Source organism: Methylobacterium sp. CM6241, assembly GCF_054817845.1.
In genome coordinates this window covers 4,617,438-4,633,167 of sequence record NZ_CM139246.1, presented here as the reverse complement: position 1 = coordinate 4,633,167, position 15,730 = coordinate 4,617,438, and the positions used below count along the sequence as shown (strand labels likewise).

Below are 15,730 nucleotides of genomic sequence, written 5' to 3'. Positions count from 1 at the left end.
TGTCGAACGACGGAAGGGGAGCGTCGATCAGTTATCGATGGCTGCCTTCACCGACGTCTTCCCATCCTGGCGCCATATGGTTGACGGATCCTTGCCCTCGCGCAGTTTGTTGATGTCCATCGTGCGCTGGACCGCATCGATGCGCCCCTCCGGGCGACCGCGTACGAGGTCCACCGGATCGGCGACCTGGCTCGCGACATTGGACTGCATGGCGCAGCCGAGGTTCCAATGCGTCTCGTTGCGCGCGGAGAAGGCAGGGCTTCCGGCCCCGAGATCCTGGGGCCACAGGCCGCATTGGTTGCCGACTTTCGCCTCCAGGCGCCGGAAGCTGAGGCGCAGGGGCGAGGCGAGGAATGGGTCCGCCACCGCGTAGCCGGTGACTACCATCTGCCCTCCGCCGACACCGTTTTCTGCGCCCAGCCTGCGGATACCGGCACCGGTCCGCTCCACGGCTGCGCCGAGCGACGGCGAGACGCCGCGCGGCATGTCGAGGATCACGGTGCCGCGCCCGTAGCGGCGGAATTCCAGCAGGAAGGCCTCGATATCGGCGCGCTGTCGCGGATCGATATGACCGGTACCGGTGACGAAGACATCGAGCGAGCGCGTGTCGTCGGCGAGCACGATGGGATGACGGGCCCGGTAATCGGCCGGATAGAGCGAACCGGTGGTCTCGGCGCGGTCGGCGCGGCAGGCACCCAAAGTCGTGGCCAGGGCAATCGAGGCGAGCACGGCGAGGGGGGAGCGGAACGGGATGAGTGACATGGGGGTCGGGTCCTGATGGGGCCGGGGCCGCTTCGTCCTGCAATGTCGTGGCTGCGCGGATCTCGCACGGGGCGTCAGTCGGTGATGAAGCCGACGCGTCCGCGATACGTGGCGCCGAGCGGCGCTGTGCGAGCCGAACCGTAGACCCGGTTCAAGCGTCCGAGCAGGATCGCCTGGCCGTCCTGGGCATCGATGAAGCCGTCATCCGGCCGCGCCACCTGCTTCGCCTCCATCGCCTTGGCGATGTAGGGCGTCACCATGATCATGAGTTCGGTTTCCTGGCGCTGGTAGTCGCGCGAACGGAACAGGGCTCCGAGGATGGGCAGGTTCACGAGGCCGGGCAGACCGCCGACGGAGGCCTTGTTGCGTTGCTGGATCAAGCCGGCGGTCATCATGGTTCCGCCGGAGGCGAGCTCCACCGTGGTCTCGGTCTTGCGCAAGGTGAAACCGGGCACCGAGACCGTGGAATCGCCCTGGGTGAAGGTGAAGGAGTTGGTCTGGTCGATCTCGGAGACCTCCGTCGCGACGCGCACCGAGATGCGGTTCTCGGCCATCACCACCGGCGTGAAGTTCAGGGTCACGCCATAGGTCTTGAACGTGATGCCGGTGGTGCAGACGCCGCCGGTGCAGTTCTGGGTGGCGGGCACGGGAAGCTCGCCGCCGGCCGTGAACTTGGCGGATTCCCCCGAAATGGCGGTGAGCGTCGGCTCCGCGAGAATGCGCGAGACGCCGGCCTGCTCGAAGGCGCGCAAGGTCGCCGAGACGCTCGCCCCGCCGCCTGCGTTGATCGTCGCCCTGATCTCGTTCCCGTTCGGGAATTGCCCGCCATTGAGACCGAACGGCGCGACGTTCGCGAGGTTGAAACCGGACCAGTTGCCGCTGAGATTGACGCCGAACTGCTTGAGCACCGTCCGTGCGACCTCGACCACGGTGACGCGGAGCATCACCTGATCCTTGCCCCGGATGGTGAGGTTGTTGATGACCGCGCCCTTCGCGCCAGGACCACCGGCACCGCCGCCGGACTGACCAACGAAGGCAGTGGCGATGTCCATGGCCTGGGCCGCCTCCGCAGCGGAACCGACCGTGCCGGACAGGATGAGGGAATCCCCCGCGGTCCGGATGTCGAAACGCCCGCCAACGATGCTCTGGAGCAGGATCTGCCGCAGGGTTCCGAGCTTGAGGTCGCGCGCCACGGTGACGTCGAGGGCGGTGATCTGGCGGCCTTCGGCATCCATGATGAAGATCGAGGTCGCTCCGTCCTCCATGCCGATCACGAAGACCTTGCGGGTCGAGCGCACCACGGCGTTGGCCACTTTCGGATTGGCGACGAAGACCTCCTTGGCGTCGCGCGGCAGGTCGATCACGAGGGAGCGCCCGGTCGTCAGCTCGACGCGGCGCGAGGTGCCGGATTCATTGCCCCCGACATCGACGATCGGGGCGGGCGTGAAGCTGTCTCTCGGCGCCGCCACGGCGGGCGGGGCCGGGAATGCCAGCCCCAAGAGGGCCGCGAACACGGCCAGGCTGCCCACGCGGACGCGATGTCTCGTGGTCATCGAAGAATCCTTGAACATCGCGCGGTTCGGCATCTCAGCGACGCGGTTGTTGTCTGGCGACGCCGAAGCGCACGACGGTGATCGCGGAATCCTGCTGCGTCTCGGGTACGGCATCCACGGTCCGGCCGGCATCCACGAGGCTGCGCAGGGAGAGGGAGAGCTGTCCCACCTTCTGCGCCAGGGTGACGGTTTCGGCCTGGGACGGGGTCAAGGCGAGGGTCGCCGTCTCGCCGGTGACGACATTCGTCCCGTTTTTCTCCTGGACGATCTGGCCGACCGCGAGCACGCGGATGTCGGTGAGCAGGGTCTCGGAGATCTGCGCCTCGCCACCGCCGGACCGCGAAGCATCCTCGTCCCGATAGGTGCGGATGACGTCGACATGGTCGTTGGGGAGGATGAAGCCGCCGGCCGAACTCGAGCCGCGCGTATCGGTGACGATGGCGACGGCACGCATGCCGGAGGGCAGGATCGCCGCCATGAAGCCGCCGTCGGACCGCGCGATCTTCTGCGGGCGGATCGGCTCGCCCGCGAGGAAGGCGCTGCGGGTGATCGAACCGATGATGGTTTCCATGGCGTTGGGCGACACAGAGCGCGTCATGTAGCCGATGGTGATGGCCTGGTCGGGCCAGGGCTGCCAACGCAGGTCGGCTGCCTGGATGTTCTGCCCCATGGGCAGGTCGGCGGCGGCCACCAGCACATCCGTGACGGGGAGCGGGGGAGGGGGCGCCTGGACCACCGGCTGGGCCGGGGGCGGTGCATCGCTGCCGCTCATCAGAAACGCGGCCCCGCCCCCGGCGGCGAGGGCGATGGCGAGAACGGCAAGGCGGGCTGGTTTCATCGCCGTGTTCGAACCTGACAGGACGGCCTCGTGCCGTCACCATCCCTTGTTCGACGGGATTCCTCAAATTACGGTTAACAAAAAATAACGATGGCCGAGTGCGACTGTCCTGCGACAGATCTGCTCTTGCTGAGGTCAGGACTTTCCAGGCTTCAGACCGGGCTCGGCAAGCTCACCCTGGACGTGCATCTTATATCACGATGCCATCATTCTTGCCCAGGTCATGGTCTCCGGGATCACGATCAGGGCGCCGAAGGAGAGGGCGATTCCGTAGGGCACGCCCGTTTTCGCATCGTGCAAATGGAGGGCGAAGGGCAGGCGGCCGAGCAGCGGCGGCAGCGGATGCGCTCGCGCCATCAGTATCGCCAGGGAGAGCAGACCTCCGGCGAGCGAGGCGACTGCCAGATACTCAAACAACCGGTCGAACCCGATCCATACCGCCGTCGCAGCGGCAAGCTTGGCATCGCCACCGCCGATTTTGCCCAAGGCGAAGAGGGTAAAAGTAACGACCAGCGTTACTGCCCCGGCGCCGAGATGGCTCATGAGGTCCCATCCCCATAATCCCGTCGCGACCGCGAACAGAGCAAAGCCCGCCAGCAGGAGAAGGGACACCGTGTTCGGGATCAGCATGGTCAACAAGTCGCGGACGGCCGCATAGGCCATCAGGAACGGAAACACGATCAGCAGCGCGACGCTCGCCATCGGAGTCATCTCTGTTTCGGATCTGAGGTCAAAATTCGTGACGCCGGCCCATAGCGACGCAAACTATCACGGTCGCCGGCCACACGAAGGTTTGTGGATGAGATCGTTCTAAAACTGTTCGGAGATCTCCTCCGCGCCGGAAGGCTGCAACGTCACCGTCCAGATCGGATCGAAGACTGCAACAAACTCTGCCGGACGATCGGGGCGGATCGTCCGGCGAGATGCTCAATCCACGCGAGGTCTGCATGCACAACCAGTCGCGCAAGATGAGACGAGCCAATCTGGATGTGGTCTAATTCAAGCTGTCTTACGGAGTAGCTAGTTTATCGGAAACCTTTGTGAGAGTACTAGTCAGGTTCGTACCGATTGTTCCCAGGATAGTTAGGACAGCTACCGAGATGAGCGCAGCGATGAGGCCGTATTCGATGGCCGTCGCGCCGGATTCGTCGGCGGCAAAACGTTTGAAGATGCTCGACATAACAGTAGTTCCCGATTGGTTGTCTTGCCAAGTTGCCGTCGAACCTTGCCTTGTCTCGATCGGCGACTGAAAACAAGATGGCCTGTTTTCTCTTGAGATTGGGTTAAATCGGCCGTGCAAATAGCGTCGAGAACCCCTCGATTGTCTTTTGGTAAAAGGGAAATGAATGAAAAAGATGTATTTTTACACATTTCGCGAAGAACAAACTCCGCTGCATCTCGTGATAAATCTACTGCCATGACCTTCGCCATGGCGACATGATGCCAAATCATTTCGTCAAGACGGCACGGACCGATGCGTCGGGATGTGTGCCGAACGGCCTTAGCGCTTCGTTCACCACCACGTGCTTAACACTCGCCTGACGAAGAGAGGCTGGCCGTTCCGCATGGGGGCTCAGCCGGAAACGCGCGGGTTTAGCCGAGAGCATCAGAGCCATGGGCCACCGGTCACTGCCGACACGCTCGCCCCTGACGCGCCCCGCTCGAGGGGTCGGAGTGGCCCTCTGCCTCGCTCTCGGCGCGATGCCCGCCCTGGCGGAGACGGCCCCGGCAACCGTGGCGGTGAGCGTCGACAATGCCAAGGTCATTCGCCTGCCCGAGCGGACGCAGACGGTGATCGTCGGCAACCCTCTGGTGGCGGATGTGGCGCTCCAGCGGAACGGAATCGTCATCCTGACCGGCAAGAGCTTCGGCTCCACCAATCTCATCGCCCTCGACGCGTCCGGCGCGATGCTCGCCGAATCCATCGTCAGCGTCCAAGCCGCTCAAGGCTCGATCGTCACGGTTCAGCGCGGGCTGGACCGCGAATCCTATTCCTGCACCCCCAATTGCATGCCGTCGATGCAGCTCGGCGATGCGACGAAGTATTTCGGCGATGTCAGCGGGCAGGCCGATGCCCGCCGCAACCTGGCCACGGGGGGAGGCGGGGGCGGAGGAGGCGGCCCGAAATAGGACGGGCCCCCGGAATTCGACGAGGCTGCTTCAGCACCGGGCGCGCGCCGGGGCAGATCGGAACGATGTCTTCCGATATGTGGGCGAAGGCGATCGAAGTGGAAACATTGCACTTCCGGTCACTTGCGGGTATGCACCACACGCGCCCGCCAGACACCCTTGGAGGCACGGGCGCGTCGTGGATCGGTGAGGGCCGTCCGTTTCGGGCGGCCTTTGGCGTTTCGCGGCTTTTTTCTGTTTTGTTTGAAGGATCACGCCATGAGCGCAGTAAAGCCGCTTGAGGCCGTGGCACGCGACCGGGTCGGCAAGGGGGCCGCCCGGGAAGTTCGTCGCCAGGGCAACGTTCCCGCCGTCATCTATGGTGGTGGCCAGGCTCCGCAATCCATCGCCATCGACCTCGTCCGCACCCGGACCTTGATCTATGCCGGTGGCTTCAAGACCACGCTGTTCGAGATCAATGCCGGTGGTCGCAAGACCCGCGCGATCCCGCGCGACTTCCAGCTCGATCCGGTGACCGGTGTGCCGCTGCATGTCGACTTCCTGCGTGTCGTCGCCGGCCAGAGCCTCACCGTCGAAGTGCCCGTGCACTTCATCAACGAGGATGAGGCCCCCGGCATCAAGAAGAATGGCGGCACCCTGAACGTCGTCCTGCACACGCTCTCGCTCGAAGTGCCCGCCGACGCGATCCCCGACGCGGTCGAGGTCGATCTCACCGGTCTCCAGATCGGCGATTCGATCCACATCGAAGCCGTGAAGCTGCCGGCCAACACGACCTTCACCGGTGAGGCCGAGGCCGTCGTCGCCAACGTCGTGCCGCCGACCGTGCTCGGTGCCGAGGTCGAGGCCGAAGAGGCCGCGATCGCCGAGGCGCAGTCGACCGAAGCTGCCGAAGAGAAGGCCGAGGCTGAGGCCGAAGAGGCCGCCGAGGCTGAAGAAGACAAGAAGGAGGATTGAGGCCCTGGGGCTTCGCGCCCCGGTCTCGTCTTCGTCCACGGGTGCTCCGGCCGCGAGGTCGGGGCACCTTTTCGTTTGACGTCGCCCCTTCGTCATCCGTCCTTAGAGCTGCGCCCGCCCACGTTGGGTCGGGCGCAGCTCTAAGCCTTCTGCTTTGCCGCGCTCTTTTTCGCCGAACCGGCATCCACTTCGGCGGAGAGCGCTCTCGTGACGAAATCGTCTTGGAGATGATGCCATGCGCCTGATCGTCGGGCTCGGCAATCCAGGGGCCCGCTATGCGGGCAACCGCCACAATATCGGCTTCCTCGCTCTCGACGAGATGGCGCGCGTCCACCGCGCCGCGCCTTGGCGGCGCAAGTTCCAGGGTGAGGTGACCGAGGCGACGCTCGGCACCGAACGGGTCGTCCTGCTGAAGCCGCAGACCTTCATGAACGAATCCGGCCGCTCGGTCTCGGAAGCCCAGCGCTTCTACAAGATCGCCCTCGCCGACGTCATCGTGCTCCACGACGAACTCGACCTCGCCCCGGCCAAGCTCCGCGTGAAGCTCGGCGGCGGCAATGCCGGCCATAACGGCCTGCGCTCGATCACCGCCCAATGCGGCAACGATTACCGGCGCGTCCGTCTCGGCATCGGTCATCCGGGCGACAAGGCCCTCGTCCATGCCTACGTGCTGAACGATTTCGGCAAGGGCGAGCGGGCCTGGGTCGAGGATCTCTGCCGCGCCGTGGCGGACCACGCTCCACTCCTGGCCCAGGGCGAAGACGCGAGCTTCCAGAACAAGGTCCACCTCGCCATGGCGGGCCGGGGCTGGGACGACGTCAAACAGGTCAACGCGGCGGCCACCGGCCGTGATTGACACGAAAACACAGGAACACGATATCGAAGCTCGGATTCGACGGGTGGGGAGGCTGGTTTGAGGAACGTCACGGTGACGATGGACGAGAGCCTCCTGCAACGCGCTCGCGTCGCTGCGGCGCGTGACGGCAAGAGCCTCTCGAAGTTCATCGCCGAGACGGTCGAACAGCGCGTCGGCCGGCCGCTCTCCCAGAGTCAGGCACTAGAGCGTTTCCTGGCGGGGCCACCCCTCCATCTCCTCGATGAGAACGGGCGCGCGCCGACGCGCGATCAGATCTACGATGCCAAGTGACGCCGTCCCCGTTACGGGCCGGGTGTTCGTCGACACCAACGTCTTCGTGTATGCCCGCGACGACCGCTTCCCTGAGAAGCAATCCATGGCGCGGCATTGGCTGGAAGCGTTGGCGGATCGGGGCCTGATCGTCGTGAGCCCGCAGGTTCTCGGCGAGTTGCATGCCGTCATCCTGCGCGGTCGGCTCCCGATCGATCCGGAGGATGCGCGGCAGACGACGCTGGCACTGGAGGAATGGTCGGAAGGCGCCACCGATCTCGCCCTCGTCGGCGATGCGTGGTCACTGCGCGAGCAGACCCGGTTTCAGTGGTGGGACTGCGTCATCCTCGGTTCCGCGATCCGGGCCGGATGCCGCTTCCTCCTGTCGGAAGACTATCAGCACGGCCGCGAGGTCGAAGGAACGACAATCGTGAATCCGTTTCGGGCCTTACCGGAATCGATCTTCGCGAACTCTTGAGGAATATCATGGGCTTCAAATGCGGCATCGTCGGCCTGCCGAACGTCGGCAAGTCGACCCTCTTCAACGCGCTGACGCAGACGGCGGCGGCACAGGCGGCGAATTACCCGTTCTGTACCATCGAGCCGAATGTCGGCGAGGTGGCGGTGCCGGACCCGCGCCTCGACGATCTGGCGCGGATCGCCACGTCGAAGGAAATCATCCCGACGCGGCTGACCTTCGTGGACATTGCCGGCCTCGTGCGCGGCGCCTCGAAGGGGGAGGGGCTCGGCAACCAGTTCCTCGCCAATATCCGCGAGGTCGACGCCATCGCCCACGTGGTGCGCTGCTTCACCGATGGTGACGTGACCCATGTCGAGGGCAAGGTCGACCCGAAGGCGGATATCGAGACCATCGAGACCGAGCTGATGCTCGCCGACCTCGACAGCCTCGAGAAGCGCCTGTTCGCCCTCGAGAAGAAGGCCAAGGGCGCCGACAAGGAAGCCAAGGAGATGCTCGACCTCGTCCAGCGGGCGCTGCCGCTGCTGCGCGAGGGCAAGCCCGCCCGTCTGGTCAGCCGCAAGCCGGACGAGGAGAAGCTGTTCCAGACCCTCGGGCTGATGACGGCGAAACCCGTCCTCTATGTCTGCAACGTGGACGAGGGCGATGCCGACAAGGGCAACGCCTATTCCGAGGCGGTGATCGCCCAGGCCAAGGCCGAGGGCGCGCGCGCGGTGGTGGTCTCGGCCAAGATCGAGAGCGAGATCGCGGTGATGCCGCTCGCCGACCAGGGCGACTTCCTCGAAGCGGTGGGGCTCGTGGAGCCCGGCCTCAACCGGGTCATCCGCGCGGGCTACGAGCTTCTCGGCCTCATCACCTACTTCACGGTGGGTCCGAAGGAAGCGCGCGCCTGGACCATCGAGAAGGGCACCCGCGCGCCTGCCGCCGCCGGCGTGATCCATACGGATTTCGAGAAGGGCTTCATCCGCGCCGAGACCATCGCGTTCGCCGATTACACCGCCCTGAAGGGCGAGAGCGGCGCCAAGGAGGCCGGCAAGTTCCGCCTCGAGGGCAAGGACTACGTGGTGCAGGACGGTGACGTACTGCATTTCCGCTTCGCCAATTGAGGAGCTGGACCAGCCTGCCGGCATCCGCCGGGGTGAGGACGCCCATCCCCTCTCCCCGCACGCGGGGAGAGGGCCGAGACGACCCCGTCGTCGGCGCGGCGAGGCGGCAGCCGACGGTGAGGGGCTCGTCCGAATGAGCCTCCTCCGGCACGGCCCCCTCACCCTCGCTCCGCTCATCACAAGCACGACGAGGTGCTTGTGATCCTCTCCCCGCAAGCGGGGAGAGGCGGGCCGCCCCTGAAGCGAGCGCAGCGCCATCCTTCGACCCGAAACTCTGCGACCCGGGGACAAGAGGTTCAATGACCGGCATCACCTTCGAGGATTTCACCCCCGGCGACGTGATCGAGGGCGGCCCGCTCACGGTGACGCGGGAGGCGATCGTCGCCTTCGCGAAGGAGTTCGATCCGCAGCCCTTCCATCTCGACGAGGAGGCCGCGAAGGCGACGCTGGCGGGTCGGCTGATCGGCTCCGGCTGGCAGACGGCCGGGTTCGGCATGCGCCTGCTCCAGGCCCATGTCTTTCGCGGCGCCACCTCCATGGGCTCGCCCGGCATCTCGCAGCTGCGCTGGCTCCGCCCCGTCCTGCCGGGCGACGCGCTGCGGATCGTCACCAAGGTCGAGGAGTGCCGCGCCTCGAACTCGAAGCCGGATCGCGGCTTCGTCCGCTTCACCCTCACGGTCGTGAACGGGCGTGACGAATCGGTGATGATTCAGGCCTTCACGGTCATGTTCGCCCGGCGCGGGGCCGATCCCCTGCCGCCCCGCGCGGTGACGCCCGGAGACCCGGTCGAGGTGATCGAAGGCGACGACGCGGAGCTGCTCCTCTTCCTCAAACAGGCAAAGCTCGGCACGATCCGCAATCTCGGCCGGCACGTCTTCACGCCCGAAGCGATCATCGCCTTCGCGCGGGATTACGATCCGCAGGCCTTCCATCTCGATGCGGACGCCGCCCGAAAGACCCATTTCGGCGCGCTCTGCGCCTCGGGCTGGCACACGGCGGCGGTGTGGATGAAGCGCCTGCACATCACACGCCAGCGCGACATCGCCCTGACGGAGCGGGATGGCCCGGTGCCGCAGCTCGGCCCCTCGCCGGGCTTTCGCGACATGCGCTGGCTCGCCCCGGTCTATGCTGGTGACACGATCGCTTACGCCTGCACTCTACTCGACAAGCGCGAATCCGCCTCGCGCCCCGGCTGGGGCGTCGCCACCCACCACAACACCGCGCAGAACCAGCGCGGGGAACGGGTGTTCGAGTTTACGGGGTCTGTGTTCTGGCAGTGGGAAGCGTCTTGACCCGCGAGAGCGCTCTCCGCCGAAGTGGATTCCGGTTCGGCGAAAAAGAGCGCGGCAAGACAATGGCTTAGAGATATGCGCCGACCCAACGTGGTCGGGCGCAGCTCTAAGCCGCCGAGCGCCGCTCCGGATACAGCGCCAACAACCCCTCCGCATCCGCCGAAGCCACGCCGCGTTCGGTGATGATCCCCGTGACCAGACGGGCCGGGGTCACGTCGAAGGCGGGGTTGGCCACCGGGCTGCCCGGCGACACCACCTCGATCGTGGCGAATCCGCCATCGGCGAGGCGGCCGGTGAGATGGGAGACTTCGCGGCCGTCGCGCTCCTCGATCGGGATCTGCGCGACACCGTCGTCCAGCGTCCAGTCGATGGTGGAGAAGGGCAGGGCGGCGTAGAACGGCACGCGGTTGTCGGAGGCCGCCAGCGCCTTCAGATAGGTGCCGATCTTGTTGCAGACGTCGCCCGAGGCCGTGGTGCGGTCCGAACCGACGATGCAGACGTCGATCTCGCCATGCTGCATCAGGTGGCCGCCGGCATTGTCGGCGATGACGGTGTGCGGCACGCCGTGGGCGTTGAGCTCGAACGCGGTGAGCGCCGCGCCCTGGTTCCGCGGCCGGGTCTCGTCGACATAGACATGGACCGGGATGCCGGCCTCGTGCGCCACATAGATCGGCGCCAGCGCGGTGCCCCAATCCACCGTGGCGAGCCATCCGGCGTTGCAATGGGTCAGCACGTTGAGGCGGCGGCCCTCTTCCTTGTCGTAACCCTTGGCCTTGTGCAGATCTGCCAGGATCGCGGCGCCGTGGCGGCCGATGGCGTGGCAGCTCTCCACATCCTCCTCGGCGATGCGCCCGGCCTCGGCGAAGGCGAAGGCGGCGCGCTCAGGAAGCGCGACCTCGCGCAGCTTGGCGGCGACACGGTCGAGGGCCCAGCGCAGGTTGATCGCGGTGGGGCGGGTGGCGGCCAGGGTCTCGACGGCATGGTCGATCCCGGCATCCGAGGCGTCCCGGCGCAGGCCCAGGGCCAGGCCGTAGGCCGCGGTCACGCCGATGAGCGGCGCGCCGCGCACGATCATGGTGCGGATGGCAACGGCGGCTTCGTCCAGGGTGGCGAGCCGCTTTATCTCGAAGGCGAAGGGCAGGCGGGTCTGGTCGATGACCTCGACGGACGCGCCGTCGGCGGCGGGAAGGATGGTGCGGTAGGGTTTGCCGTCGATGTTCATGCGCGGGCCTCTCGCATGTTCCGGGCGCAAGGGCCAGTCCTTGGGCGACGCGCCCGCCCCATTGCAAGGCGCGGAGCGATCGACCAGGCCGCGTCGCTCGCCCAAACGTCCGGTGGTGCACCACGTCATCCCGGGGCCGCGCAGCGGAGCCCGGGATCCAGAAACGCAGGTCGAGCAAGACTATTCGCCGTTGGCGGCTCTGGATCCCGGGCTCGCCTTCGGCGCCCCGGGATGACGGCAGCGTGCCCCCTACGAGAGGGCTACGTGCTCAGAAGCTCACCGGCCGTGCCCGTTTCACCTGCGGGATCGTCTCGATCTCCACCCGTACGCTGTCCGAGATCGGTGCATCGACGGCGCAGAAGCAGATGGCGTTGCCGCCCTCTTCCTCGCGGCCGAGGTTGAAGGTCGCGACGTTGACGCCGGCCTCGCCCAGGATGGTGCCGAGCCGGCCGATGAAGCCCGGCTTGTCGTGGTTGCGCACGTAGAGCATGTGCGGCGCGAAGGCGGCATCGATGGCGATGGAGCGGATCTCGATGATCCGCGGCTTGCCGTCATGGAACACCGTCCCGGCGGCGTCGCGCGGCATATCCTCGGCATCGACCGTGATGCGGATCACGGATTCGTAGTCGCTCGCGCCGCCCTCGCGCTTGATCTCGTCCACCACGATGCCGCGCTCGCGCGCCAGAGCGGGGGCGGAGACCATGTTGATGTCCTGCAGGAACGGCCGCAGCGCCCCGGTCACCGCCGCCGCCGTGAGCGCGCGGGTGTTCATGCCGGCGACAGCGCCCTCGTAGGTGATGCGGATGCCCTTGATCGGCGCATCCGTGAGCTGGCCGAGGAACGAGCCGAGCTTTTCGGCGAGCGCCACGAACGGCTTCAACCGGGGAGCCTCATCCGCGGAAATGGACGGGAAGTTGATCGCGTTGGTGATCGCGCCGGTCATCAGGTAGTCGGACATCTGCTCGGCGACCTGCAGCGCCACGTTCTCCTGGGCCTCGTTGGTGGAGGCGCCCAGATGCGGTGTGCAGATGACGTTCGGGTGGCCGAAGAGCGGGTTGGCGGTGGCGGGCTCCTCGACGAACACATCGAAGGCCGCCCCGGCCACATGGCCCGAATCGAGGGCGGCACGCAGCGCCACCTCGTCCACGAGGCCGCCACGGGCGCAATTGACGATGCGCACGCCGGGCTTCACGCGGGCGAGGTTCTCGGCCGACAGGATGTTGCGGGTCTTGTCCGTCATCGGCACGTGGAGCGTGATGATGTCGGCCCGCGCCAGGAGCGCATCGAGCTCGACCTTCTCGACGCCGATCTCGAGGGCGCGTTCCGGGGAGAGGTAGGGGTCGTAGGCCACGACCTTGAGCTTCAGGCCCACCGCGCGGTCGGCCACGATGGCGCCGATATTGCCGCATCCGATGATGCCGAGCGTCTTGCCGGTCAGCTCCACGCCCATGAAGCGGTTCTTCTCCCACTTGCCGGCCTGGGTCGAGGCATCGGCCTGCGGGATCTGCCGCGCGAGGGCGAACATCATCGCGATGGCATGTTCGGCGGTGGTGATGGAATTGCCGAACGGCGTGTTCATCACGATGACGCCGCGCGCCGTGGCGGCGGCGACATCGACGTTGTCGACGCCGATTCCCGCCCGGCCGATGACCTTCAGGCGCGAGGTCTGGGCCAGCACCTTCTCCGTGACCTTGGTGGCCGAGCGGATGGCGAGGCCGTCGTAATGGCCGATGATCGCGGCGAAGCGCTCCTTGTCCTTGCCGAGGTTGGGGAAGAAGTCGACGTCGATTCCGCGGTCACGAAAGATCTGCACGGCGGCATTGGAGAGGGAATCGGAAATGAGCACCTTGGGAGCAGCCATGATGGCCTCCGGCTCTTGAGGAAGGGAATTATTTCGGAGGTGAGGTGTGAGGGCGCGGCAGGTCTCAACCCTCCCCCCATTGCGGGGGAGGGTGGTCGCGGAGCGACCGGGAGAGGGGACGACCTCTCCGGACGGCGCGCTCCCCTCACCCGACCCGCTGCGCGGGCCACCCTCTCCCGCAGAGGGGAGAGGGGGAGGGGAGCATTGCCTCAGGCAGCCTTAGCGAGCTTCGCCTTCTGGGCGGCGCAGGCCCAGTCGAGCCAGGGCATCAGGGCCTCGAGATCCGAGGTCTCCACCGTGCCGCCGCACCAGATGCGCAGGCCGGCCGGCGCATCGCGATAGGCGCCGATATCGAAGGCGATGCCCTCGGAATCGAGCGTGTCGGCGATCCCCTTGGCCACCGACGCCACCGTGGCGTCACCCATCGCGAGGACGTCCGGATCGGTGATGACGAGGCAGACGCCGGTATTCGAATACGTCGCCGGGTCGACGGCGAGGTGTCCGATCCACGGGGTCCGCGCCACCCAGTCGTGAACGACCTTGGCATTGGCGTCGGCACGGGCGTGGAGCGCGTCGAGACCGCCGATGCTCTGCGCCCAGCGCAGGGTATCGAGGTAATCCTCGACCGCGAGGAGCGAGGGCGTGTTGATCGTATCGCCCTTGAAGATGCCCTCGATCAGCTTGCCGCCCTTGGCCATGCGGAAGACCTTCGGGATCGGCCAGGCGGGGGTGTTGCTCTCGATGCGCGCGACGGCGCGGGGCGAGAGGATCAACATGCCGTGCGCGGCCTCGCCGCCCATCACCTTCTGCCAGGAGAAGGTGACGACATCGAGCTTGGCCCAGTCGAGCGGCATGGCGAAGGCGGCCGACGTCGCGTCACAGATGGTCACGCCTTCGCGGTCGGCGGCGATCCAGTCGCCATTCGGCACGCGGACGCCGGCGGCGGTGCCGTTCCAGGTGAAGATGACGTCGTTGTGCTTCGTGTCGATGGCCGACAGGTCCGGCAGCACGCCATAGGCGGTCTCGTGGACGATGGGCGAGATCTTCAGTTCCTGCAGCGCGTCGCTGACCCATTCGGAGCCGAAGGCTTCCCAGGCGGCGACCTCGACCGTCTTCGGGCCGAGCATCGACCACATGGCCATCTCGACGGCGCCGGTATCGGAGGCGGGGACGATGGCGATGCGGTAATCGGCGGGCACGCGCAGCACGGTGCGGGTCAGCTCGATGGCCTCGACCAGCTTGGCCTTGCCGGCGGGCGAGCGGTGCGAGCGGCCGAGAGCGGCGTTCTGAAGGGCCTGGAGGGTCCAGCCGGGACGCTTGGTGCAGGGGCCGGACGAGAAATTCGGCACGCGGGGGCGCGTGGTGGGACGTGTCATGACAAAGTCCATCCTTACAGATGAATGCTCCTCGTTAGGGAGGAGTGGCCCGCCGCTGCCAATGAACCTCATGCGACGAATAAGCAAGATGCGTTGCGGATAAATTCAGTCCCGCCCTCCCGAACGTCATGGTCTGTCGTGGTCAAACCTTGATGGATCAAGGCTTTGTCGAGGACATGCCGGATCGCACAGACAGGTCAGGCCGGCGTTCGCGCGTGATCCGCTCCGCCTCGCCCCGGCGCCAGCGCGCGATGGCGCCGTGGTTGCCCCCATTGAGGATCTCGGGAATCGCCCGTCCCTCCCATTCGCGGGGGCGCGTATAATGCGGATATTCGAGGAGGCCGCCCTCGAAGCTCTCCTCCTCTCCCGAGGCGGATTTACCCATGACGCCGGGAAGAAGCCGGATGCAGGCATCGAGCACGACCATCGCGGCCATCTCGCCGCCGGACAGGATGTAGTCGCCGATGGAGACCTCTTCGAGGTGTCGCGCCGCGATCACCCGCTCGTCCACCCCTTCGAACCGGCCGCAGACGACGACGAGTCCCGGCCCATCCGCGAGTTCGCGCACGCGCGCTTGCGTCAGGGGGCGTCCGCGCGGGCTCATCAGCAGCCGGGGCCGCGTGTCGCCGGGCGAGGCCACGGCATCGATGGCGCTGCCGAGCACGTCGCAGCGCAGGACCATGCCCGCTCCGCCCCCCGACGGGGTATCGTCCACGGCGCGGTGGCGGCCGATCCCGTGGTCGCGGATCTGCCGGGCTTCGAGCGCCCAGGTTCCGCGCGCGAGCGCATCGCCCGAGAGCGAGATGCCGAGCGGGCCGGGAAACATCTCCGGGTAGAGGGTGAGGATCGTGGCGGACCAGGGCGCGGGCGTCATGGCGCTTGATGGCGCGTGTGGTGAGGGCGGGTCAACGATCCTCTTCCGGGCTCACACCTCGACCGTCTCCCTCTCCTTCCAGGCAGGGCGATCGCATATGCCGATTTGCCTGTCAGAAACCCGCTGGCACCACCCCGTCATCCCGGGTCCGCGCAGCG

At 66.6% G+C, this 15,730-nt stretch carries 16 protein-coding genes; 7 read left to right on the top strand and 9 right to left on the bottom strand.

The window, feature by feature from the left end; translation table 11 throughout:
- Window positions 1-27: 27 nt before the first annotated feature.
- From ACYQR9_RS21770 to ACYQR9_RS21750, 5 genes are all read right to left on the bottom strand, one after another.
- Window positions 28-762: a CpaD family pilus assembly protein gene (locus tag ACYQR9_RS21770; RefSeq protein WP_461228020.1), complete on the bottom strand. Its 735-nt coding sequence runs from the start codon at window positions 760-762 to the stop codon at window positions 28-30.
- A gap of 74 nt (window positions 763-836) precedes the next feature.
- Complete coding sequence (locus ACYQR9_RS21765; RefSeq protein WP_461228019.1) at window positions 837-2,315, bottom strand: type II and III secretion system protein family protein; 1,479 nt, start codon at window positions 2,313-2,315, stop codon at window positions 837-839.
- A 34-nt stretch (window positions 2,316-2,349) separates the two neighbouring features.
- Complete coding sequence (cpaB, locus tag ACYQR9_RS21760) at window positions 2,350-3,153, bottom strand: Flp pilus assembly protein CpaB (protein WP_461228018.1); 804 nt, start codon at window positions 3,151-3,153, stop codon at window positions 2,350-2,352.
- Window positions 3,154-3,348: 195 nt separating this feature from the next.
- The gene (locus ACYQR9_RS21755; RefSeq protein ID WP_461228017.1) at window positions 3,349-3,855 is read right to left on the bottom strand and encodes an A24 family peptidase; all 507 of its coding nucleotides are present in this window, start codon (window positions 3,853-3,855) and stop codon (window positions 3,349-3,351) included.
- 307 nt (window positions 3,856-4,162) lie between these two features.
- Window positions 4,163-4,333, bottom strand: a complete 171-nt coding sequence (locus ACYQR9_RS21750; RefSeq protein WP_461228016.1) for a Flp family type IVb pilin — start codon at window positions 4,331-4,333, stop codon at window positions 4,163-4,165.
- A gap of 521 nt (window positions 4,334-4,854) precedes the next feature.
- On the opposite strand from ACYQR9_RS21750, the gene ACYQR9_RS21745 reads away from it, so the two are divergent.
- From ACYQR9_RS21745 to ACYQR9_RS21715, 7 genes are all read left to right on the top strand, one after another.
- Window positions 4,855-5,283 carry a pilus assembly protein N-terminal domain-containing protein gene (locus ACYQR9_RS21745; RefSeq protein ID WP_246748119.1) on the top strand — a complete coding sequence of 143 codons (429 nt, stop codon included), beginning with the start codon at window positions 4,855-4,857 and terminating at the stop codon, window positions 5,281-5,283.
- A gap of 258 nt (window positions 5,284-5,541) precedes the next feature.
- Window positions 5,542-6,237 (top strand): 50S ribosomal protein L25/general stress protein Ctc, encoded by a 696-nt coding sequence (locus tag ACYQR9_RS21740; protein ID WP_056432735.1) that lies wholly within the window; start codon window positions 5,542-5,544, stop codon window positions 6,235-6,237.
- Between the two features lie 235 nt (window positions 6,238-6,472).
- Entirely contained in the window at window positions 6,473-7,093 is a 621-nt protein-coding gene (gene pth / locus ACYQR9_RS21735) for an aminoacyl-tRNA hydrolase (protein WP_207413559.1), read from the top strand.
- Between the two features lie 57 nt (window positions 7,094-7,150).
- On the top strand, window positions 7,151-7,384 hold the full coding sequence (locus ACYQR9_RS21730) for a hypothetical protein (protein ID WP_461228015.1): 234 nt from the start codon (window positions 7,151-7,153) through the stop codon (window positions 7,382-7,384).
- Window positions 7,374-7,841, top strand: coding sequence for a PIN domain-containing protein (locus tag ACYQR9_RS21725; protein ID WP_461228014.1), 468 nt, complete (start codon window positions 7,374-7,376; stop codon window positions 7,839-7,841). Before ACYQR9_RS21730 ends, ACYQR9_RS21725 begins: the two co-directional genes overlap by 11 nt.
- Window positions 7,842-7,849: 8 nt before the next feature.
- A complete protein-coding gene (ychF, locus tag ACYQR9_RS21720; RefSeq protein WP_461228013.1) occupies window positions 7,850-8,947 on the top strand; it encodes a redox-regulated ATPase YchF in 1,098 nt (365 codons plus the stop codon).
- A 299-nt stretch (window positions 8,948-9,246) separates the two neighbouring features.
- Window positions 9,247-10,239 (top strand): MaoC family dehydratase, encoded by a 993-nt coding sequence (locus ACYQR9_RS21715; RefSeq protein ID WP_461228012.1) that lies wholly within the window; start codon window positions 9,247-9,249, stop codon window positions 10,237-10,239.
- A 106-nt stretch (window positions 10,240-10,345) separates the two neighbouring features.
- Here the strand turns inward: ACYQR9_RS21715 and mtnA are convergent, their stop codons facing one another.
- The 4 genes from mtnA to trmD all read right to left on the bottom strand — a co-directional run bounded on the left by mtnA (window position 10,346) and on the right by trmD (window position 15,572).
- Window positions 10,346-11,461: an S-methyl-5-thioribose-1-phosphate isomerase gene (gene mtnA / locus ACYQR9_RS21710; RefSeq protein WP_461228011.1), complete on the bottom strand. Its 1,116-nt coding sequence runs from the start codon at window positions 11,459-11,461 to the stop codon at window positions 10,346-10,348.
- Window positions 11,462-11,729: 268 nt separating this feature from the next.
- Window positions 11,730-13,322, bottom strand: coding sequence for a phosphoglycerate dehydrogenase (gene serA, locus ACYQR9_RS21705; protein ID WP_461228010.1), 1,593 nt, complete (start codon window positions 13,320-13,322; stop codon window positions 11,730-11,732).
- A gap of 209 nt (window positions 13,323-13,531) precedes the next feature.
- Complete coding sequence (locus ACYQR9_RS21700; protein ID WP_461228009.1) at window positions 13,532-14,698, bottom strand: phosphoserine transaminase; 1,167 nt, start codon at window positions 14,696-14,698, stop codon at window positions 13,532-13,534.
- A 157-nt stretch (window positions 14,699-14,855) separates the two neighbouring features.
- Window positions 14,856-15,572, bottom strand: a complete 717-nt coding sequence (gene trmD, locus ACYQR9_RS21695; protein WP_056432761.1) for a tRNA (guanosine(37)-N1)-methyltransferase TrmD — start codon at window positions 15,570-15,572, stop codon at window positions 14,856-14,858.
- Window positions 15,573-15,730 lie beyond the last annotated feature (158 nt).